The sequence below is a fragment of the Herbaspirillum sp. 3R11 genome (assembly GCF_004563925.1).
In the GTDB taxonomy this organism is placed as follows: Bacteria; Pseudomonadota; Gammaproteobacteria; order Burkholderiales; family Burkholderiaceae_D; genus Herbaspirillum.
The window spans coordinates 717,045-737,857 of sequence record NZ_SPNJ01000003.1 but is presented as its reverse complement, the minus strand read 5'-3'; the positions used below and the strand labels follow the sequence as shown (position 1 = coordinate 737,857).

At 59.2% G+C, this 20,813-nt stretch carries 23 protein-coding genes; 20 read left to right on the top strand and 3 right to left on the bottom strand.

Going from position 1 to position 20,813, the window contains the following annotated elements; genetic code table 11:
* The first annotated feature begins 22 nt into the window (after positions 1-22).
* The 9 genes from E4P32_RS16775 (at position 23) to coq7 (ending at position 9,653) form a co-directional block, all read left to right on the top strand.
* Positions 23-994 carry a LysR family transcriptional regulator gene (locus E4P32_RS16775; RefSeq protein WP_116435292.1) on the top strand — a complete coding sequence of 324 codons (972 nt, stop codon included), beginning with the start codon at positions 23-25 and terminating at the stop codon, positions 992-994.
* A gap of 349 nt (positions 995-1,343) precedes the next feature.
* The gene (locus E4P32_RS16770) at positions 1,344-2,642 is read left to right on the top strand and encodes a Glu/Leu/Phe/Val dehydrogenase (RefSeq protein ID WP_116434703.1); all 1,299 of its coding nucleotides are present in this window, start codon (positions 1,344-1,346) and stop codon (positions 2,640-2,642) included.
* Positions 2,643-3,250: 608 nt separating this feature from the next.
* Positions 3,251-4,090, top strand: coding sequence for an amino acid ABC transporter substrate-binding protein (locus E4P32_RS16765; protein ID WP_245191888.1), 840 nt, complete (start codon positions 3,251-3,253; stop codon positions 4,088-4,090).
* Positions 4,091-4,260: 170 nt separating this feature from the next.
* A complete protein-coding gene (locus tag E4P32_RS16760; RefSeq protein ID WP_116434704.1) occupies positions 4,261-5,208 on the top strand; it encodes an amino acid ABC transporter substrate-binding protein in 948 nt (315 codons plus the stop codon).
* Between the two features lie 220 nt (positions 5,209-5,428).
* Positions 5,429-6,178, top strand: coding sequence for an amino acid ABC transporter permease (locus E4P32_RS16755; protein ID WP_116434705.1), 750 nt, complete (start codon positions 5,429-5,431; stop codon positions 6,176-6,178).
* Between the two features lie 3 nt (positions 6,179-6,181).
* Positions 6,182-6,877 carry an amino acid ABC transporter permease gene (locus tag E4P32_RS16750; RefSeq protein WP_116434707.1) on the top strand — a complete coding sequence of 232 codons (696 nt, stop codon included), beginning with the start codon at positions 6,182-6,184 and terminating at the stop codon, positions 6,875-6,877.
* Positions 6,878-6,956: 79 nt separating this feature from the next.
* On the top strand, positions 6,957-7,685 hold the full coding sequence (locus E4P32_RS16745) for an amino acid ABC transporter ATP-binding protein (protein ID WP_116434709.1): 729 nt from the start codon (positions 6,957-6,959) through the stop codon (positions 7,683-7,685).
* 245 nt (positions 7,686-7,930) lie between these two features.
* Positions 7,931-8,965: a dihydroorotase gene (gene pyrC / locus E4P32_RS16740; RefSeq protein WP_116434711.1), complete on the top strand. Its 1,035-nt coding sequence runs from the start codon at positions 7,931-7,933 to the stop codon at positions 8,963-8,965.
* A 61-nt stretch (positions 8,966-9,026) separates the two neighbouring features.
* Positions 9,027-9,653, top strand: a complete 627-nt coding sequence (coq7, locus tag E4P32_RS16735; RefSeq protein ID WP_116434712.1) for a 2-polyprenyl-3-methyl-6-methoxy-1,4-benzoquinone monooxygenase — start codon at positions 9,027-9,029, stop codon at positions 9,651-9,653.
* Between the two features lie 61 nt (positions 9,654-9,714).
* On the opposite strand, the gene E4P32_RS16730 is transcribed toward coq7, so the two are convergent.
* The gene (locus E4P32_RS16730) at positions 9,715-10,173 is read right to left on the bottom strand and encodes an OsmC family protein (RefSeq protein ID WP_116434713.1); all 459 of its coding nucleotides are present in this window, start codon (positions 10,171-10,173) and stop codon (positions 9,715-9,717) included.
* A 552-nt stretch (positions 10,174-10,725) separates the two neighbouring features.
* Between E4P32_RS16730 and rplM the strand changes: the two genes are divergently transcribed.
* From rplM to erpA, 6 genes are all read left to right on the top strand, one after another.
* Positions 10,726-11,154, top strand: coding sequence for a 50S ribosomal protein L13 (gene rplM, locus E4P32_RS16725; RefSeq protein WP_016832801.1), 429 nt, complete (start codon positions 10,726-10,728; stop codon positions 11,152-11,154).
* Positions 11,155-11,163: 9 nt separating this feature from the next.
* Positions 11,164-11,556, top strand: coding sequence for a 30S ribosomal protein S9 (gene rpsI, locus E4P32_RS16720; RefSeq protein WP_016832800.1), 393 nt, complete (start codon positions 11,164-11,166; stop codon positions 11,554-11,556).
* Positions 11,557-11,742: 186 nt separating this feature from the next.
* Positions 11,743-12,780, top strand: coding sequence for an N-acetyl-gamma-glutamyl-phosphate reductase (argC, locus tag E4P32_RS16715; RefSeq protein ID WP_116434715.1), 1,038 nt, complete (start codon positions 11,743-11,745; stop codon positions 12,778-12,780).
* A 23-nt stretch (positions 12,781-12,803) separates the two neighbouring features.
* Entirely contained in the window at positions 12,804-13,508 is a 705-nt protein-coding gene (locus E4P32_RS16710) for a DUF6776 family protein (RefSeq protein ID WP_116434716.1), read from the top strand.
* An 8-nt stretch (positions 13,509-13,516) separates the two neighbouring features.
* On the top strand, positions 13,517-13,918 hold the full coding sequence (locus E4P32_RS16705) for a polymer-forming cytoskeletal protein (RefSeq protein WP_116434717.1): 402 nt from the start codon (positions 13,517-13,519) through the stop codon (positions 13,916-13,918).
* A 53-nt stretch (positions 13,919-13,971) separates the two neighbouring features.
* Complete coding sequence (gene erpA / locus E4P32_RS16700) at positions 13,972-14,337, top strand: iron-sulfur cluster insertion protein ErpA (protein WP_016832796.1); 366 nt, start codon at positions 13,972-13,974, stop codon at positions 14,335-14,337.
* Positions 14,338-14,495: 158 nt separating this feature from the next.
* On the opposite strand, the gene hemL is transcribed toward erpA, so the two are convergent.
* Both hemL and E4P32_RS16690 read right to left on the bottom strand, forming a co-directional pair.
* Positions 14,496-15,797 carry a glutamate-1-semialdehyde 2,1-aminomutase gene (gene hemL / locus E4P32_RS16695; RefSeq protein ID WP_116434719.1) on the bottom strand — a complete coding sequence of 434 codons (1,302 nt, stop codon included), beginning with the start codon at positions 15,795-15,797 and terminating at the stop codon, positions 14,496-14,498.
* Between the two features lie 16 nt (positions 15,798-15,813).
* Positions 15,814-16,641: a hydroxymethylpyrimidine/phosphomethylpyrimidine kinase gene (locus E4P32_RS16690; RefSeq protein WP_116434720.1), complete on the bottom strand. Its 828-nt coding sequence runs from the start codon at positions 16,639-16,641 to the stop codon at positions 15,814-15,816.
* Positions 16,642-16,737: 96 nt separating this feature from the next.
* Between E4P32_RS16690 and E4P32_RS16685 the strand changes: the two genes are divergently transcribed.
* The 5 genes from E4P32_RS16685 to E4P32_RS16665 all read left to right on the top strand — a co-directional run bounded on the left by E4P32_RS16685 (position 16,738) and on the right by E4P32_RS16665 (position 20,787).
* The gene (locus tag E4P32_RS16685; RefSeq protein WP_040503154.1) at positions 16,738-16,890 is read left to right on the top strand and encodes a rubredoxin; all 153 of its coding nucleotides are present in this window, start codon (positions 16,738-16,740) and stop codon (positions 16,888-16,890) included.
* A gap of 216 nt (positions 16,891-17,106) precedes the next feature.
* Complete coding sequence (locus E4P32_RS16680; protein ID WP_116434722.1) at positions 17,107-17,517, top strand: response regulator; 411 nt, start codon at positions 17,107-17,109, stop codon at positions 17,515-17,517.
* Positions 17,518-17,552: 35 nt separating this feature from the next.
* The gene (locus tag E4P32_RS16675; RefSeq protein WP_116434723.1) at positions 17,553-17,918 is read left to right on the top strand and encodes a response regulator; all 366 of its coding nucleotides are present in this window, start codon (positions 17,553-17,555) and stop codon (positions 17,916-17,918) included.
* A gap of 53 nt (positions 17,919-17,971) precedes the next feature.
* Positions 17,972-18,493 (top strand): chemotaxis protein CheW, encoded by a 522-nt coding sequence (locus tag E4P32_RS16670; protein ID WP_233526662.1) that lies wholly within the window; start codon positions 17,972-17,974, stop codon positions 18,491-18,493.
* Between the two features lie 80 nt (positions 18,494-18,573).
* Positions 18,574-20,787 (top strand): methyl-accepting chemotaxis protein, encoded by a 2,214-nt coding sequence (locus E4P32_RS16665; RefSeq protein ID WP_116434725.1) that lies wholly within the window; start codon positions 18,574-18,576, stop codon positions 20,785-20,787.
* Positions 20,788-20,813 lie beyond the last annotated feature (26 nt).

Here is a 20,813-nt window from a genome sequence, read left to right as displayed (position 1 = left end):
GCCCTCCGGAGGGATGGAAAGCATGGAAACCAAGTGGCTGGAAGATTTCATTTCCCTGGCTGAAACGCGCAGTTTCAGCCGCTCCGCCGAATTGCGCCACGTGACGCAGCCGGCGTTTTCGCGCCGCATCCAGTCGCTCGAAGCCTGGCTCGGCTCCGACCTGATCGATCGCACGTCCTATCCGACGCGGCTGACGGCGGCGGGGGAGGTGTTCTACGAGCAGGCGGTGGAAATGCTGGGCCAGATCAACAACACGCGTGCGCTGCTGCGCGGTAAGCGGCCGGCGGCGCAGACCACCGTCGACTTCGCGGTGCCGCATACCTTGTCGCTGACTTATTTCCCGAAATGGCTCAGCTCGCTGGAGTCCGGTTTCGGCGCCCTCAATACGCGCCTGATTGCGCTTAACGTGCATGACGCCGTGATGACCATCGTCGAAGGCGGCTGTGATCTGCTGCTGTGTTACCACCACCCGCGCCAGCCGGTGCAGCTCGATTCCAGCCGCTACGACATGCTCAGCATGGGCAAGGAAAGCGTGCGTCCGTATTCGCGCTGCGATCGCACCGGCAAGCCGGATTACGTGTTCCCGGGCAGTTCGAAGGCGCCGTTGCCGTTCCTGTCCTACACGCCCAATGCCTATCTCGGCCGCATGGTGGAGCTGATCATGACCGATGCCAAGAAACCCTTGCACCTCGAAAAGCACTACGAAACCGACATGTCCGAAAGTCTCAAGATGATGGCGCTGGAAGGACACGGCGTGGCCTTCCTGCCGGAATCCTCGGTCACGCGCGAGGTGCGCAACAAGCAGCTCGCCCGTGCCGACGGCGCCCAGGGAGAGTGGGAAGTCGAGATGGAGATCCGTTTGTACCGCGAACGCCCGACCGCGCAGCGCAGCGGCAAGGTCGTGGTGGCGCGCCTGTGGGATTACCTGCTGGAGCTCGAAGAAGGGCGAAACGCTTCGGTCGTGCGAACAAAAAAGGCCTCGAAAGCCGCATAAAACAAGGCTCGACGCATAACTATGCATGGAACGCATAGTTGCATGCGCACAAAGCATTAGCTTTGCTGCATCGCATTGACCTACGATGGCGTCGCTGTCGATGGCGTGCCTGGATGTCAAGTTTGCGCGATGGTTTTGTGCAGGCGCATCCGCACTTCCGGCCGGGTTTTTCACCCGGCGGCGGCTGAAAAATTAAGCAACATTGCGCAACAATGCGGACGCTACCGGAGTAGGATGGCGTTAGCTTGAATTCCGTTGAATTTCCATTGTTTTCCGCGAGTTTGATTAATTTTGCAGCAGCCTCGGCCAGCATGGCTTAAGCGTGGCAACATCAAGGAGCGATTGCATCATGTCGAACGAACCACTCAAGCAGCACGAAGTCCCCTCATACGTAACCCCGCATGGCATCGGCCCATGGGGCGATTATCTCGAACAAATCGACCGCGTCACCCCTCACCTCGGCTCGCTGGCGCGCTGGGTTGAAACCCTGAAGCGTCCCAAGCGCATCCTGATCGTCGACGTGCCCATTGAGCGCGACGACGGCACCATCGCCCACTTCGAAGGCTACCGCGTGCAGCACAATACGTCGCGTGGTCCGGGCAAGGGCGGCGTGCGTTTCCACCAGGACGTCACACTGTCCGAAGTGATGGCGCTGTCGGCCTGGATGACCGTCAAGAATGCTGCAGTCAACGTGCCGTACGGCGGCGCCAAGGGCGGCATCCGCGTTGACCCGAAAACATTGTCGCGTGGTGAACTGCAGCGCATGACGCGCCGCTACACCAGCGAAATCGGCATCATCATCGGTCCGAACAAGGATATTCCTGCACCTGACGTCAACACCGATTCGCAGATCATGGCGTGGATGATGGATACCTATTCCATGAACCAGGGCAGCACTGCATCGGGCGTCGTTACCGGCAAACCGATTTCGCTCGGCGGCAGCCTGGGTCGCCATGAAGCGACCGGCCGCGGCGTGTTTGTGGTCGGCTGCGAAGCCGCTGCAAAACGCGGTCTCGACATCAAGGATGCACGCGTTGCGGTGCAGGGTTTCGGCAACGTCGGCGGCATCGCCGCACGTCTGTTTGCGGAAGCCGGCTCCAAGGTGGTGGCGGTGCAGGATCACATCACGACAGTCGTGCGCGACAGCGGTCTGGATGTGCCCGCATTGCAGGCGTATGTAGCTGAACACGGCAGCGTCCAAGGCTTCCCGGGCGCTGACGAAGTGAAGGATCGCGCCCTGTTTTGGGCGACCGATTGCGACATTCTGGTGCCTGCCGCTCTCGAGCAGCAAATCACCGTAGCCAATGCGTCGATGATCCGCGCCAAGATCATTCTCGAAGGCGCGAACGGTCCGACCACACCGGCGGCCGATGACATTCTGCACGACAAGGGTGTGCTGATCGTGCCTGACGTGATCGCCAATGCCGGCGGTGTGACGGTGAGTTATTTTGAATGGGTGCAGGATTTCTCGAGCTTCTTCTGGACCGAGGACGAGATCAACCTGCGCCTGACCCGCATCATGCGCGAAGCATTCGCGGCGGTGTGGCAGCTGGCGGACGAAAAGAAGATATCGTTGCGCACGGCGGCCTTTATCGTCGCTTGTACCCGCGTGCTGCAGGCGCGCGAGATGCGCGGTCTGTATCCTTGATGGATGCACGACAGCGGATCAACGCAATAAAGCAATGACGCGACAGCACGGCAAACGGAAGAACTACAAGACCAATATCTCCGCTTGCCGTGTGCAGTAAAAAAGATAAATCGGCGGCACGTTTTTGCAGTCGGGAATGGCGAGAAACGCAGCTGCGTTTGATCGCATTTTTTCCGTGGTTGCAAACAAGCGATGCCGCGTGCGAAGGAGGAGACGTCCACGCCAAACACAAGCCATCCACGCCGACATCCGTCATGCCGTTGATGCGCACCTTTCGTGCGCATTCTCGTGCACGGGCGCATGCTTAGCGCGATATGCAGGCAGGCTTTATCTCCTCTTTGATGATTTCGCCGTATGCGCCTGCCGGCGCGGCTTTGGGCTGTACTGCACATGGCCTGCCAGGCGGCCAAATGAGGCAATAAGGGCTTGAATTGCCGCGCTGATCTCGCGATTGGGGACTTGATTTTCTGGCATGATACTTGCTCATTCTAAATCTCCGATGCAGTACGTCGGCAAGAGGGCGCGCGATGATGACTCGATATGCCAGCCAGGCGACGACGCGGTGGATCATCAACGCGATACTCCTTGGTTTATGCATAGCTTTGCCGATGCAGGCGCGATCGGAAGGGACGCTGGAAAAAATCCGGCGCACCAACGCGGTGGTGATCGCCTACCTGAACGGCACGACGCCGTTTGCGTTTCTCGGCGACGACAAGCAGGTAACGGGTTACACGATCGAGCTGTGCAGGAACATCGCGGAAGGCCTGCGCAAAGAATTGAAGTTGCCGCTCATGCAGGTGCAGTTCATGGAAGTCGACACGGTGACGCGCTTCATCGCGCTGGATCAGGGCAAGGCGGATCTGGAGTGCAGCACTTCCACGAACAACGCCGAGCGGCGCAAGATTGCGGCGTTCACGGTGCCGCATTTTTTTGCGGCGGTGCGCATGCTGGTGAAGAAGGATTCCGGCATTCGCAACTGGGAGGATTTGCGCGGCAAGACAGTCGTTGTGCCGCGCAACACGCCGATGGTGAAGCTGCTGGAGCAGCGCAGCAAGATTCGCTCGCTGGATGTCAAGGTGGTGGAAGTCGCCTATAACGAAGATGCTTTCGACAGCGTCGAAAAGGGCAAGGCGGACGCCTTCGTGATGGAAGATGTATTGTTGCGGCGCTACCTGCTGTCGGCGCCGCAGCCGAAAAATTACCTGGTCGTGGGCGACGCGCTGTCACTGGAGCCCTACGGCATCATGATGCGCAAGGGCGATCCGGAGTTCAAGAAATTCGTGGATCTGCAGATGGTGCGGATTGTGCGGTCAGGCGAGATTTTCAGGATTTACGATCGCTGGTTCGTGCAGCCGATCAGTGCGAAAGTGCCGTCGATGGATATGCCGATGGGCTTCATTTTGCGCGATACTTTGCGGTATCCCACGGACAAGGTCGGCGACGACTGAACATTGCGCCGTTTTTGCTGCGATCGCGCATTTTGAGCGGCGAGCGGCGAGCGGGGCGGTTTTTGCAAGCTACGCTGAATTGAGAGCAAAATAGCCTCTTTTCAAGAATGAAGACTATTTTTGAAGAATGGCTTTTGGTACACTACGTAAAAATTTTTCCAGGAGGTCACATGAAGTTATTAAAGTTCGCAGGGGTGTTGGTTGGGGCAAGTGTTTTGATGGGCTCGGTCCATGCTGAAGAGTTCACCGGTCGTCTGAAAAAAATCAAGGAAACCGGCACGCTGACGCTGGGTGTTCGTGATGCATCGATTCCTTTCTCCTACCTGGACGACAAGCAATCGTATCAAGGCTACTCGATCGATCTGTGCCTGAAAGCGGCAACTGCGATCCAGAAGAAGCTGGGCCTGACTTCGCTGAACGTGAAGATGGTTCCTGTGACTTCGGCAACCCGTATTCCACTGATCGCCAACGGCACCACTGATATCTCGTGCGATTCCGCGACCAACAACATGGAACGTCAGAAGCAAGTTGCTTTCGCCGTCACCGAGTTCGTTACCGCGAACCGTTTCCTGACCAAGAAGGCCGCCAACCTGAAGACGCTGGATGACCTGAAGGGCAAGACCGTCGTGTCGACTTCCGGCACATCGAACCTGAAGCAGATCACCACGCTGAATACCGAACGCAACCTGGGCATGAACATCCTGGCTGCCAAGGATCACGCCGAAGCGTTCCTGATGGTTGAAACCGGCCGTGCAGTGGCGTTCGTCATGGACGACATCCTGCTGTCCTCGCTGGCTGCCAACTCCAAGGCGCCTGGCGACTACGTTGTGTCGAGCGAAGCGCTGTCGGTTGAGCCGTACGGCCTGATCCTGCCGCTGGGCGATACCGCCTTCAAGAAGGTTGTGGATGACGCGATGATCAACGTCTACAAGGGCGACGACATCAAGAAGATCTACGCCAAGTGGTTCCAATCGCCGATCCCACCGAAGGGTGTCAACCTGAACGTGCCGATGAGCCCGCAACTGCAAGCCGTGTTCGCCAAGCCAACTGATTCCGGCGAACCATCTGCTTACGCAGCCGTGCCTGAAGCGCAAAAGCAATCTTCGAAGAAGAAGTAAGTCGGAGAGACGCTTGAAAGCGCGGCATTTGCTTGCCGCGCAGCATGAAAAACGAAACGGGGGAGTTGTCCCCCGTTTTGTTTAAGTTGGCGAAGAAAAGCAAGACCTGCTCAGAAGTCGTCTTTCAGCTCAGATGAAAGCCGGCGCAGGCAGCCGAAGAGCGCCATGCAAATGGAGTTCTTGATCGCAAACGAGTCGAGACGAGAAGACGAGGGCATTTATGCATTACAACTGGAACTGGGGCATATTCTGGGAGCAATCTCCCGACGGCATCCCCTACATCGATACATTACTGATCGGCCTGAAATGGACCATCGCCACGGCCGTACTGGCCTGGATCATGGCGCTCATTCTCGGCACGGTCATCGGCACCATCCGCACGACCCAGAAACCCTGGGCCGTCAAGATCGCCAACGGCTACGTTGAACTGTTCCGCAATATTCCATTGCTGGTCCAGATGTTCCTCTGGTACTTCGTGATGCCGGAACTGGTTCCTGCTGCGCTGGGCGACTGGCTCAAGAGCCTGCCGCAGGCATCGTTCGTCACTGCCTTCCTGGCGCTCGGTTTCTTCACGTCCTCGCGCGTCGCCGTGCAGGTCAGTACCGGCATCAACGCCTTGCCGCGCGGTCAACGCATGGCCGGCGCCGCACTCGGTCTGACGCCTGTGCAGACTTACCGCTACGTGCTGCTGCCGATGGCGTTCCGCATCATCATCCCGGCGTTGACCAACGAATTTGCGGCGATCATCAAGAACAGCTCGGTGGCGCTGACTATCGGCCTGGTGGAGCTGACTGCAGCGACTTACTCGATGCGCGAATTCACGTTCCAGACCTTCGAATCGCTCACCGGCGCCACTGTTATCTACATCATCATTTCCGTCATCGCGCTGATGCTGGCACGCTTCCTTGAGCGCGTCACCGCCGTGCCCGGTTACATCACGACCGGCAGCTCCAGCTCGGGAGGACATTAAACTATGTTTTCTAATTTCGATTTCGATATTATCCAGCGTTCGTGGTTCTACCTGATCACGACCGGCCTCAAGTTCACCCTGGTGCTGACGGTGTCGGCCATGGTGGGCGGCGTCATCCTGGGCACCCTGCTGGCGATGATGCGCCTGTCCAGCAACAAGCCGCTGTCGTTCGCCGCCACCACCTACGTCAACCTGATCCGCTCGGTGCCGCTGGTGCTGGTGATTTTCTGGTTCTACTTCCTGGTGCCGTTCATCGGGGCGTGGATCATTGGCGCCAACGAACCGATCCAGGTCGGCGCGTTCCAGTCGGCGCTGATCACCTTCATCCTGTTTGAAGCTGCGTATTACTGCGAAATCATGCGCTCGGGCATTCAGTCGATTCCGCGCGGCCAGGTGTTTGCCGGCTACGCGATCGGCATGAACTACTGGCAGATGATGGGCAACGTGGTGCTGCCGCAAGCTTTCCGCAATGTCACGCCGATCCTGCTGACCCAGACCATCGTGCTGTTCCAGGACGTGTCGCTGGTCTACGTGCTGGGCTCGGTGCCGGATTTCGTCACCAGCGCATCGAAGATCGCTCAGCGTGACGGCCGTCTGGTGGAAATGTACCTGTTTGTCGCCGTGGTCTACTTTGTGCTCAGCTTCGTGCTGTCGCAAACCGTCAAGCGCTTCCAGCACAAGATCGCCATCATTCGCTAACCAATGCTAACGACTCTCGCCGGCGCAGCATGCGCCTGACGCCGGCGGACATACCGTATTCAGGAATTAGGAGAAATAAATGATTGAACTCAACAACGTCAGCAAGTGGTACGGCAGCTTCCAGGTTTTGACCGATTGCACCACCAGCGTGGCCAAGGGCGACGTCGTCGTGGTCTGCGGTCCGTCGGGCTCGGGCAAGTCGACGCTGATCAAGACTGTCAACGGCCTGGAGCCTTTCCAGAAGGGCACAATCACCGTTGACGGCGTGTCCGTCGGCGATCCGAAGACCAACCTGTCGAAACTGCGCGCGCGCATCGGCATGGTGTTCCAGAACTTCGAACTGTTCCCGCATCTGTCGATCCGCGAAAACCTGACCATCGGTCAAGTCAAGGTGCTGGGTCGCAGCGTCACCGAAGCTACCGAAAAGGGTCTGAAGTACCTCGACCGCGTCGGCCTGATCGCGCAAAAAGACAAGTTCCCGGGCCAGCTGTCCGGCGGCCAGCAGCAACGCGTGGCGATTGCCCGTGCACTGTCGATGGACCCGATCGCGATGCTGTTCGATGAGCCGACGTCGGCGCTCGATCCGGAAATGATCAATGAAGTGCTGGACGTGATGGTCGGCCTGGCGCAAGAAGGCATGACCATGATGGTCGTGACCCACGAAATGGGCTTCGCACGCAAGGTCGCCAACCGCGTGATCTTCATGGACAAGGGTTTGATCGTGGAAGACTGCAAGAAGGAAGACTTCTTCGGTTCACCGCGCTCGGATCGCGCCCGCGACTTCCTGGCCAAGATCATTACGCACTGATCGATCGCGCTGGATGTGCGTGCGGACGCTGTCGTGTCCGCCGGCGCAAGCAAAAAACCGCTCCGGCCCCGGCCGCAGCGGTTTTTTGCATTTTGGGCAGGGTGCGGCTTGATGTGGAGCAACCGGCGCGCGCCACCCCTTGCGGTAAAATAGCGGGATTTCGTGCTCGGACAGACAAAGCCATTTCGACGTCCCGGCACGGTGGCTAAACATCAGCAACAGAACAATCAGGGAAGAGAGCAGCGATGAGCGACGTAGTGACCATTACCCGTCCGGATGACTGGCATTTGCATTTGCGCGACGGCGCAACCATGGCAAGCGTGTTGCCGCACACGGTTCATCAGTTCGCGCGCGCGATCGTCATGCCCAACCTGAAACCGCCGGTCACTACCGTGGCGCTGGCTTCGGCCTATCGCGACCGCATCCTGGCGGCGCTGCCGGCCGGTTCGGACTTCGAACCGCTGATGGTGCTGTACCTGACCGACAACACGCCGCCGGAAGAAATCCGCAAGGCCAAGGACAGCGGCTTCGTGCATGCCGTCAAGCTGTATCCGGCCGGCGCGACCACCAACTCCGACGCCGGCGTGACCGACCTGCGCAACTGCTACAAGACGCTGGAAGTGCTGCAGGAAACCGGCATGCCTTTCCTGGTCCACGGTGAAGTGACCGATCCGGCCATCGACATTTTCGACCGCGAGGCGGTCTTCATCGATCGCGTGATGACGCCGCTGCGCCGCGACATGCCCGAACTCAAGGTGGTGTTCGAACACATCACCACCAAGGACGCCGCCGATTACGTGATGTCGTCCGACGGTCCGACCGCCGCGACCATCACCGCGCATCACCTGCTGTACAACCGCAACGAGATATTCAAGGGCGGCATCCGCCCGCATTACTACTGCCTGCCGGTGCTCAAGCGCGAAACCCATCGCCAGGCGCTGGTTGCAGCGGCGATTTCCGGCAGCGACAAGTTCTTCCTCGGCACCGATTCGGCGCCGCACGCCAAGGGTCTGAAAGAGCACGCCTGCGGTTGCGCCGGCTGCTACACCGCGCTGCACGCGCTGGAACTGTACGCCCAGGCATTCGATCAGGCCGGTGCACTGGACAAGCTGGAGGCATTCGCCAGCTTCAACGGCCCGGATTTCTACAACTTGCCGCGCAATCAGGGCAGTGTCACGCTGCGTCGCGAAAACTGGACCATTCCGGCTGAACTGCCGATGGGCGACACCAGTGTGGTGCCGCTCAATGGTGGTGAAACCATCGCCTGGAAGATGGCCTGAAGCACCATTGAGCATCATTGAGCATCGTTGCATCCGATAATTCCTGAATGAGACTGCGCCTATGTTATTTGCCGACAAACTGATACATGACCTGGACAAGGCCTTGCGCGTGGTCAGTGGCGTGGTGGCGTCATCGCGTCCGAATCCGGCCGCGCAGATCAGCGACGCCGCCATGAGCGATGCTGAAAAGCGGCATAGCGCCGGCCTCATGCGCGTCAACCATGTCGGTGAAGTGTGCGCGCAGGCGCTGTACGATGCGCAGGGGCGGTTTTCCCGGACACAGGCGCTCAAGCAGCAATTTGCGCATGCGGGAATAGAGGAGGAGGATCACCTGGCGTGGACCGCCGAGCGCCTGCGCGAACTCGGTTCGCACACCAGCCTGCTCAATCCCCTTTGGTACGCCGGTTCTTACGTGCTGGGTTCGATCGCGGCGCGTTTGGGCGATGCGCGCAATCTCGGTTTCGTCGCCGAAACGGAGCGCCAGGTCGAATTGCACCTGATCAGCCATCTGGAAGAATTGCCGGCGCAGGACGCCAAGTCGCGCGCCATCGTCGACCAGATGCGCAAGGATGAAGTCGAGCACGGCGAGGCCGCCAAGGCCCTCGGCGCGGCAGAGATGCCGGCGGCCATTCGCGGCGCAATGAAGATGATGTCGAAGGTCATGACCACGGTCGCATACCGCGTCTGAACGCAAGGTTCAGGGGCCCGGCCGTCGCGGCCGGGCGTGCGCGGTCAAGCGGCCAGCAGTTTTATTGCTGCTGCAGTTGCTGCGGCGGATCGGTGAGGTCGTCGATGATCTCAAACGAGTGCGTTATTTCCGCCGTCTTTTCCAGCATGATCGAGGCCGAGCAATACTTGTCGTGCGACAGCTTGATCGCGCGCTCCACCACGTTCGGCTTGAGGTTGCGGCCGCGTACGGTGAAATGGAAGTGGATCTTGGTAAACACTTTCGGATCCTGTTCGGCGCGCTCCGACTTGAGCGTCACTTCGCAGCCGCGGATGTCCTGGCCGCTTTTGCGCAAAATCACCACCACATCGTAGGCCGTGCAACCGCCCGTGCCGAGCAGCACCACTTCCATCGGGCGCGGCGCCAGGTTGCGGCCGCCGCCGTCGGGTGCGCCATCCATGGCGACGACGTGGCCGGAGCCGGTTTCAGCGAGGAAGGTCATGCCTGAGGAGAGACCGGTCCAGCGTACTGTGCATTCCATATGCGTTCTCATTCGATAAATAAGGGGAGGCGGCTATTGTAGCTTTTCCCGCAAACCGGGTCTGGCCGTGATCACGCGGTGGCAGCGAAAATAGGCAAAAAAATGCATATTGCAGGGCAGCAAAAATCATTGCTTTCGGGTTATTTCAAATTGCGCCACATAGTACAAATTAAATCTTGCAGCGCACAATTTCGTTTGCTATATTGAATTCACTGATTGAGGTTTTCGACGCAATCAACCCTGTCTCCTCCACCCTCCTCCTTTGGTGTGGATTTAAACCCGGAACCCTCGTTTCGGGTTTTTTTTGTCCCCGCCGCCCGGCGTGGCTTCATAGACAAATGTGCCGGAAAGGCCACTGCGCGCGGCCCGGGGAATAAAGGGTTTGACGCTAAGTCCTTGAAAAGGCTATAATTCTCGGCTTTCCGTTCGCTCTGGGAAAGATAACAAGGAAGAGTCTGCGTTTGGTATCACGAGGCAGCAATTGCAGCACGCCGCTTCGATAGTCGCAGAACCGCCAAATTGAGCGTTTATTTTTAATATTAGGAAGTCATCATGAAAACCTTTTCCGCTAAAGCCCATGAGGTAAAGCGCGAGTGGTTGGTGATTGACGCGACGGACAAAGTCCTCGGACGTGTTGCCAGCGAAGTGGCACTCCGACTGCGCGGCAAACACAAGCCAGAATTTACTCCTCACGTCGACACCGGCGATTTCATCGTCGTGATCAACGCAGGCAAGCTGCGTGTCACTGGCACCAAAGCAACTGAAAAGACGTACTACCGTCACAGCGGCTATCCAGGCGGCATCTACGAAACGAATTTCCTGAAAATGCAACAGCGTTTTCCAGGTCGCGCGCTGGAAAAAGCGGTCAAGGGCATGCTGCCTAAGGGCCCGCTCGGCTACGCGATGATCAAGAAGCTGAAGGTTTATGCAGATGGCAACCATCCGCACGCTGCTCAGCAACCCAAAGCACTCGAACTCTAAGGAATAGACATGATCGGTAACTACAATTACGGAACCGGCCGTCGCAAGAGTGCAGTGGCGCGTGTTTTCATCAAGTCCGGCTCGGGCAAGATCGTCGTCAACGGCAAGCCAGCGAATGAATACTTTTCGCGCGAAACCGGTCTGATGGTGATTCGTCAACCTCTGGAACTGACCAGCAATGTCGAGCGTTTCGACATCATGGTCAACGTCCACGGCGGCGGTGAATCCGGCCAGGCTGGTGCTGTTCGTCACGGCATCACCCGCGCTCTGATCGACTACGATGCAACACTGAAGCCGGAACTGTCCAAGGCAGGTTTCGTTACACGTGATGCACGTGAAGTCGAACGTAAGAAGGTTGGTCTGCGCAAAGCTCGTCGCGCAAAGCAATTCTCGAAGCGTTAATATCGACGCGTGCTTTTCAGCACAACGAAAAGCCGCCGGCGCAAGCCTGGCGGCTTTTTGCATTCTGGGGCGGATTTTTCGCCCTTATTTGCGCTTTGAATCGGTGCGGCCTAGGGTAATGTGACAGAAATATTCTCCTGTTAAAATCAAAGGCTCCCGGGAAAGCCCGTTCAGCAAGGAAAAAACATGATCAAGGTTGGTATCGTCGGCGGCACAGGTTACACGGGCGTGGAGTTGCTGCGCCTGTTCGCCGCGCATCCGGAAGTGCGGTTGCAGGCAGTGACATCGCGCAAGGAAGATGGCATGCCGGTGGCGGAAATGTATCCGTCGCTGCGCGGCCGCGTGGATATCGCCTTCTCCTCGCCCGACAAAGCCAAACTGACCGACTGCGATGTTGTCTTCTTCGCCACGCCGCATGGCGTCGCCATGGCGCAAGCGCCGGAATTGCTGGCCGCCGGCGTCAAGGTGATCGATCTGGCGGCGGATTTCCGCCTGCAGGATATCGCCGCGTTCGAGAAGTGGTACAAGATGCCGCACAGCTGCCCTGAACTGCTCAAGGAAGCCGCCTACGGTCTGGTCGAGCTGAACCGCGACGCCATCCGCAAGGCGCGCCTGGTCGGCAATCCGGGCTGCTATCCGACCACCATGCAGTTGGGCTTTGCACCGCTGCTCAAGGCCGGCGTTATCGATGCGTCGCACCTGATCGCCGACTGCAAGTCGGGCGTCTCCGGCGCCGGTCGCAAGGCCGAGATCGCCACGCTGTTTTCGGAAGCCTCCGACAATTTCAAGGCCTACGGCGTGTCCGGTCACCGCCACTCGCCGGAAACCGTCGAGCGTCTCAGCACATTGACCGGCGACAAGGTCGGCCTGCTGTTCACGCCGCATCTGGTGCCGATGATCCGTGGCATGCATTCGACGCTGTACGCGCGCCTGACCAAGGACATCGACAACGCCGCGTTGCAGGCGTTGTTTGAAGACGCCTACAAGGGCGAACCGTTCATTGACGTGATGCCGTTCGGCGCTCATCCGGAAACCCGCACCACGCGCGCGTCCAACATGCTGCGCATTGCGTTGCATCGTCCGGACAACGGCGACACCGTGGTGGTGCTGGTGGTGCAGGACAATCTGGTCAAGGGCGCGTCCGGCCAAGCCGTGCAATGCATGAACCTGATGTTCGGCCTGGAGGAAACCACCGGCCTGCTGCACGTGCCGGTCCTGCCGTGAAATATAAGCTATGGGTCCGGCGCATGTCGATTTCGGCGCCGAAGATGACCATCAAGCGCCACATGCCCTGGCCGCTGCGCGCGGTGTTTCTGGCAGTGGTGGTTGGTCTCGGCGGCGCGATGGCGATGTGGGCCTACGACCTCGGGCGCAATAACTTTGCCGGCCTGAATCCGGACGGCATGCGCGACCAGGTGGTCGAACTGAAAGAGCAGGTCAAGAAGCTCAGCGCCGAGCGCGAGCAATTGTCGACCAGCGCCAACGCAGCTGAAAGTCAGCTCAATATCGAGCGTTCGGCGCAGGCGCAACTGGCAGGGCAGATCAAGACGCTGGTGACGGAGAACAACAAGCTCAAGGAAGATCTGTCGTTTTTTGAAAGCTTGCTGCCGACCAACGTCGGCGTCGACGGCATTACCATCCAGCGCCTGAAGGCGGAAGTGGTGGTGCCGAATCAGGTGCGTTATCAATTGCTCGCAATTCAGGGCGAAAAAGGGCGTCAGTTTGTGGGTAACCTGCAACTCGCGGTGACAGTGTTGCAGGGCGGCAAAAGTGTTACTATCAACTTCCCCGAACAAAACGCTGCAGATCCGGCGCGCTACAAGCTCGCATTCAAGTACTATCAGCGGGTGGAAGGCGTATTGACCCTGCCCGAGGGTGCAACCATCAAGGCGATTCAGGCTCGCGTACTCGAAAGAGGCCAGATGCGCGCCCAGCAATCCGTGAATTTGTGAGGTGAATCATGTTGGGACGTAAATCCAAAAGCACGATCGACAGTCTGATCGGCATTTCCACAAGCATCCATGGCGACGTCCATTTCAAGGGCGGTTTGCGCATTGACGGCCATATCAAGGGCAACATCAACGCCGAGGACGGCCAGCCGAGCGTGCTGGTGATCTCAGAGCATGCCAAGATCGTCGGCGAAATCCGCGCGGTGCACCTGATCGTCAATGGCGAAATCATCGGCGACGTTCATTCGGTCGAGCTACTTGAATTACAGCCGAAAGCCCGCATAACTGGAGATGTGTATTACAAAGCTCTGGAAATGCACGGCGGCGCGCTGGTATCCGGCAAGCTCAGCCATGGCCAGACCGAAGAGGCGCCGGTACTCAAGCTGGCGGCTTCGGCCGGCGGCGATGCATGATTCTTCCAGACGCCTTATAATGTCCTCATTGTCCGCAGACGCAGGAGCCTGATATGAATGCCGTAGCCGAAATCCCCGAAACATCGATGCCAGCCCCGATGGTCTTTTCCGACAGCGCCGCCGCCAAGGTTGCACAACTGATCGAAGAAGAAGGCAACCCAGACCTGAAGTTGCGCGTGTTCGTGCAGGGTGGCGGTTGCTCCGGCTTCCAGTACGGTTTCACGTTCGATGAAATCGTCAACGAAGACGACACAACCATGACCAAGAACGGCGTCCAGCTGTTGATCGACTCGATGAGCTACCAATATCTGGTCGGCGCAGAGATCGACTACAAGGATGACCTGGAAGGCGCGCAGTTCGTGATCAAGAATCCGAACGCCACCACCACTTGCGGTTGCGGTTCGTCGTTCTCGGCTTAAGTTGTGAGATAAATCGCCGGATCGGTCTTCCAAGACGTAAAAAAGGACGCGCAAGCGTCCTTTTTTGTTTTGTGCCGCTGATCTGCTGGTGTTTGCAATCGACGGAAGATTGCAAGCATCAGCGACTCATCTGCCAATCAACGCCAATCAAGGCTGATTCAGCTGGCGAGCTCAGCGAAAGCTGTGCGTGCCGCCACCAGGGTTTCCGCAATCAAGGCGTCATCATGCTGCGCCGACACGAAGCCGGCTTCGAACGCCGACGGCGCCAGGTACACGCCCTGGTCAAGCATGGCGTGGAAGAACACGTTGAAGCGTTCCTTGTTGCCTTGCATGACTTCGGCATAGCTGGTCGGCACCGCGGCCGAAAAGTACAGGCCGAACATGCCGCCCAGCGTATCGGCGGAGAACGTCACGCCCGCATCGCGCGCAGCTTCGCTGAGGCCGTCGGTCAGCTTGCGCGTCTGCGCCGACAGTTGTTCGTAGAAACCGGCTTCCTGAATGATCTTCAGCGTGGTCAGGCCTGCCGCTACCGCCACAGGATTGCCCGACAGCGTGCCGGCCTGGTACACGCCGCCCAGCGGCGCCAGGTGCTTCATGATGTCGGCGCGGCCGCCGAACGCGGCGACCGGCAAGCCGCCGCCGATGACCTTGCCCAAGGCGGTGAGGTCGGGCGTAATGCCGTACAGCGACTGCGCTCCGCCCAATGCCACGCGGAAACCCGACATCACTTCATCGAAAATCAGGATGGCGCCGTATTCGGTGCACAGGCGGCGCATGGTCTGCAGGAATTCGGCCGTGGCCGGCACCAGGTTCATGTTGCCCGCGACCGGCTCGACGATCACGCAGGCGATCTCGTTGCCGGCAGCCTTGAACGCTTCTTCCAGCTGTTGCGTGTTGTTGTAGTCGAGCACCAGCGTGTGCTTTACGAAATCTTCCGGCACGCCCGACGAGGTCGGGTTGCCGAATGTCAGCAAGCCGCTGCCGGCCTTGACCAGCAAGGAGTCGGCGTGGCCATGGTAGCAGCCTTCGAATTTGACGATCTTGTCGCGCTTGGTAGCGCCGCGCGCCAGTCGCAAGGCGCTCATGGTCGCTTCCGTGCCGCTCGAGACCAGGCGCACCTGCTCGATGGAAGGCACCAGCTTGCAGATCTCTTCGGCCATGTCGATCTCGCCTTCGGTTGGCGCGCCGAAGCTCAGGCCGCGCGCGGCCGCTTCCTGCACTGCCTGCACTACCTTCGGGTGGGCGTGGCCGACGATGGCCGGGCCCCAGGAGCCGATGTAGTCGATGTAGCGGCGCTCTTCGGCATCCCAGAAATACGGGCCTTGCGCCCGGGTGATGAAGCGCGGCGTGCCGCCGACCGAGCGGAAGGCGCGCACCGGCGAGTTGACGCCGCCGGGCGTGGTCTTCTGGGCGCGGGCGAACAGGGATTCGTTGGTATTGCGTGGGCTGTGTGCGTTCATACGGAATGGAAAAGGATTAATTGGGTGCGTCGTTTTCACGCGCCCAGAAATAGCGGTCGGGGATCAGCTTGCCCATGCCCAGACGCTGTGCGTGGGCCAGGGCGGCCAAGGTGAATTCCTGTGCTTCGGACACGGCTTCGGGAATTTCCAGGCCATTGGCCAGCATGGCGCAGATGGCCGCCGACAAGGTCGAGCCGGCGCCGGTAAACGAGCCCGGCAGGCGCTGCCAGCTGTCGCGGCGGATCACGCCGGATTCATCGAACAGCGCATTGACGACTTCATGCGAGTCGCCGCCCGGCATGCCGGTGACGAACAGGTATTCGCAACCCATCTCGACGATGCGCATGGCATCCAGCTGCAGCGCGTCGCTGGGCACCGGTTCGCGCCAGGTTTCAGCGAGGCGGTTCAGTTCGACGGCGGAAGCCAGCATCAGCGTGGTCTGTGGGATCAGCAATTCACGGATCGCGATCAGGTTGTCATCGTCGTCGCCTTCCTGGCTGGGCATGGCGGTGATGAAGGGATCGAGGATCAGCGGGATATCCGGGTAGTCGGAAACAATTTCGGCGATCGCCGAAATATTTTCGATGCTGCCTACGGCGCCGACCTTGAAAGCCGCTACCGGCATGTCTTCCAGAATGACACGGGCCTGGTCGGCCATCCAGTCGACGTCAATGACCTGGATGTCTTCGATACGCGCGGTATCGCCTACCAGGATCGAGGTGATGATGGACAAGCCATGGCAGCCCATGGCGGCAAAGGTGGCCAGATCGGCCTGGATGCCGGTCGCGCCGACCGGGTCGGCTGCGCCAAAGGTTAATATCAGTGGAGATGTTTGGTTTTGCACGACGAGTAGATTAAGATATCTGGTTTACCATTTTACTTTAGATTGAATTGAGGGAAGTCAGCCGTGAGCGATAGCAAAACAGAATACAAGACCTGGATGTGCCTGATCTGTGGTTGGGTCTACGATGAAGAAGCCGGCCTGCCGGACGAAGACATTGCTCCCGGCACGCGCTGGGAAGACGTCCCCATCAACTGGACCTGTCCGGAATGCGGCGCCCGCAAGGAAGATTTTGAAATGGTCGCGCTCTGATCCGCTGATCGGGAGGGTCTCGCGCCCGCGAAGTTTCCGCCAGGAACTGCCCGCAAGCCTGTCTTTGCTCCCAAATGAGGGGGCAAAGCGGGCTTGTTCCGTTTATGCGCGCGCAGCCGCTTTGCTATAGTCGGCTAAAGGGCCCGGCGGCGTTGAACAATACAGGCGAAGCCAGAGCCTTTTCACCGCCCGCCGCAACGATTCCCGGGAGTACCGATGACTGATGCGCAAGTCCGCCACAGCTTCACTATCCTCGTTGTAGACGATAGCGCCACCATCCGGCGCTCCGCTGCGTTGTTTCTGGGGCAGGCCGGTCATCAGGTCGTCTTGGCCGAAGACGGCTTTCACGCACTCTCCCAACTTGTCGATTGCACCCCCGATCTGATTTTCTGCGACGTCCTGATGCCTAGGCTGGACGGCTACCAGACTTGTGCAATAGTTAAAAAAAATACAAGATTTCATGCAACTCCCGTAGTCATGTTGTCGTCCAAGGACGGGTTGTTCGACCGGGCGCGCGGCGCCATCGTCGGCGCCGCAGCGTTCATGACCAAGCCATTCACGGAAGACGGCATGTTGCAGGCCGTCAGGACATACGCCGGGGGGCAGGCCGCAGCCGCGCATTTATAGCAAAAAGCACTTCTCAGGTACGGAGCAACAGTGCAATGGGGATCAAGAAAATTCTCGTCGTCGATGATTCGCCGACTGACCGCTATCTCCTGACCGAGATCCTGAGCAAGCACGGATTTGAAGTCGATACCGCCGACGACGGCGAAGAGGCGCTGGGGAAGATTCAGCGCAACCGGCCGGAACTGGTGTTGATGGACGTCGTCATGCCCGGCAAGAACGGTTTCCAGATCACGCGCCAGATGACGCGTGATCCAGGCCTGAAGGACATCCCGATCATGATGTGTAGCATCAAGGATCAGGAAACTGATCGCATCTGGGCCCTGAGCCAGGGTGCGTGCGACTATGTCGTCAAACCGGTGGACGCGCAGGAATTGTTGTCCAAGATCGCGGCGCTCGGCTGAGTGCGCACCGGCGCATGTCCGGGATGTGTTTGGCCAAAACAGAAGAGGTGAGGGTGGATACAGTTCCCGACCAATGGAGATACGGCCGGCTGCATGAATTCCAGGCACGCCTGCTGGAACGCATGGAAGCCGCGCGCGACGGCTCCGGCATGCGCGACAGCCGCCTCGGCGTCATGATCGGCGACAGGCGCTGCCTGGTCGATCTGCGCGAAGCAGGCGAAATCGTCAATCTGATCGCCGTCACCAAAGTGCCGTTGGCGCGGGACTGGTATCTCGGACTGTCCAATGTCCGTGGCAGCCTGATCGGCGTGGTCGATCTCGATCGCTTCCTGGGCGGACCGTCGCAGACGATCGGCAAGGAAAGCCGCGTGCTGGTGGTTTCCGGCGCTTTGTCGGGCAATACCGGTTTCCTGCTGTCGCGCGTTCTGGGATTGCGGCACATCCAGGAAATGACCGAGCAGCAGAGCGGTGACTGCGGACGCAGATGTTATCTCGACGGCGACCTGAACGAATGGGTGGAAATCAGCCTCGCCGAGATTGTGGAAGATCCACGGTTCTTGCAAGTCGGAATATAAAAGCTGTCGCACTGAGTGCCGCGGTTGAAAGCAAATTTCACCGCAACCGCGCAACGACCTCGTAACAAGGAGCCTTAGCCATGGCATTCAAGCTGCCGCATCTCATAAAAAATAAAATCGCCGCTTCCGCGGGAGCACAGGCAAGCCAGCCATCGGCCATCAGTGCCAAAGCCGACAAGTACATGCAACGTTACCAGCACACGCGTCTGCCGTTCATTGGCCGCCAGTCGCTGCGCGCACAGACGCGCATCCTTCTGTTGCTGCTGATCCTGGCGTTGCTGTCGATGTTCTTCTTCCTGTGGCTCGGTTCCAAACACTACATTCACGCCAGCCTGCAAGCGCACATCACCAGCGACCTGGTCATGCACTCGCAGCGCATCGGCAAGGCTGTGCCCAATGCCATCCAGGGCAATCGCGAAGCCTTCAGCCAGCTCACCGAAAGCCGCAAGGAATTCAATCAGGGACTCAACGTCCTGATGCTGGGGGGCGAATATCAAGGCTACGCCATCCGCAAGCCGGAACCCGAAATGCGCACCGTGCTGACAGACGTGCAAAAGATCTGGGACCACACCGACAAGGCCGCTTCCACCATCCTCAAGCTGCAGCCGGAACTGACTGGCTTCGGCGTCACTTTGGCGCGATTGCGGCTGCTGTCGCCCAATTTGCTGGACCTGAGCGAACAGATTTCGATGCTGCAATCGCAGGGCGGCAATTCTCCGCGCGAAGTCGCCGCCGCCGCGCAACTGGTTTTGCTGACCTTGCGTCTGGGCCGCAGCGCCAATGAATTTCTCACCTCCGAAGGCGTCAATCCGGAAACCGCCTTCCTGCTCGGCAAGGACGTCAACACCTTCCGCGACATCATCGACGGCTTCCTCAACGGCAGCGAAATCCTCGGCATCAACGCAGTGCGCGACAAGGACGTGCGCGACAAGCTCAACGAGCTGGAAAAAGTCTTCGGCGAGTACCAGCCGCTGGTCGCCAACATCCTCGGCAACCTGCAAAACTTCATCGCCGCCAAGCAATCCGAGCAACTGGTGTTCCTCGAGAACGAAACGCTCAAGCAGCATCTGACCGTGCTGCAAAACGACTACCGGCAGGCGCAGGAAACCCGTTCCTGGACCTTCTGGATCATGTTGCTGTCGATGGCGCTTGCGTTGGTCTGCGGCGTCGGCATCTCCTGGGTGCAATTGCAAAGCAGTCGCCGCAACGCCGAAGAAGCCGAGCTGCGCCGCCAGGAAGCCGAGGCGCAACGGCTGCACGCGCAACAGCAGGAAGAGCGCGCGATGCGCACCAACGCCATCAACCAGGCGGCGATTTTACGGCTCATGAACGAGTTGCAGAAAGTAGCGGACGGCGACCTCACGGTGCACACCACGGTCTCCGAAGACATCACCGGCGCCATCGCCGACTCGGTCAATTACACGGTCGAGGCATTGCGCGGATTGGTCGGCCAGGTCACGCATACCGCCTCGCAAGTCGCCGCTGCCTCCAACCAGGTGCGCGACAATGCGCAGGAGCTGACCAGCGCCGGTCAGATCCAGGCACGTCGCATCCATGACACCGGGCAGTCGATGCTCGAGATGTCGATACAGATTACCGACGTGTCGATCTCCGCCAACAAGTCGGCCGACGTTGCGCGCCATTCGGTGGTGGTGGCCGAGCGCGGCGCCAAGGCGGTGGAAGACGCCGTCAAGGGCATGAACGAGATTCGCGAGCAGATCCAGGAAACCTCCAAGCGCATCAAGCGACTGGGCGAGTCGTCGCAGGAGATCGGCGAAATCACCGAGCTGATTTCCGACATCACCGAACAGACCAACGTGCTGGCGCTCAACGCCGCCATCCAGGCCGCGTCGGCCGGTGAAGCGGGACGCGGCTTCTCGGTCGTGGCGGAGGAAGTGCAACGTCTGGCGGAACGTTCCAGCGCGGCGACACGGCAGATTGGCGCATTGGTGCGCATGATTCAGGCCGACACGCACGACGCCGTGGCGGCGATGGAAAAATCCACCGCCGGCGTGGTCGACGGCGCCAAGCTGTCCGATGCCGCCGGCGCGTCGTTGTCGGACATACGCCGCGTGTCGAACCAGCTGGCCGAACTGATCCAGGACATCTCTTCCTCCACCGGGCATCAGGCGACCTCCGCCAACAGCGTGGCGCACGACATCCAGAACATCCTCAGCGAAAACGAAATCATCGAGCAGCGCCGTGAACAGGTGTTGTCCCTGTTTAACGAACTGCATGATCTTGCCGAATTGCTCAAGAACTCGGTGTCGCGCTTCCGCGTCACGATTTCATGATGATTGCGATACACGTGATACGCGTG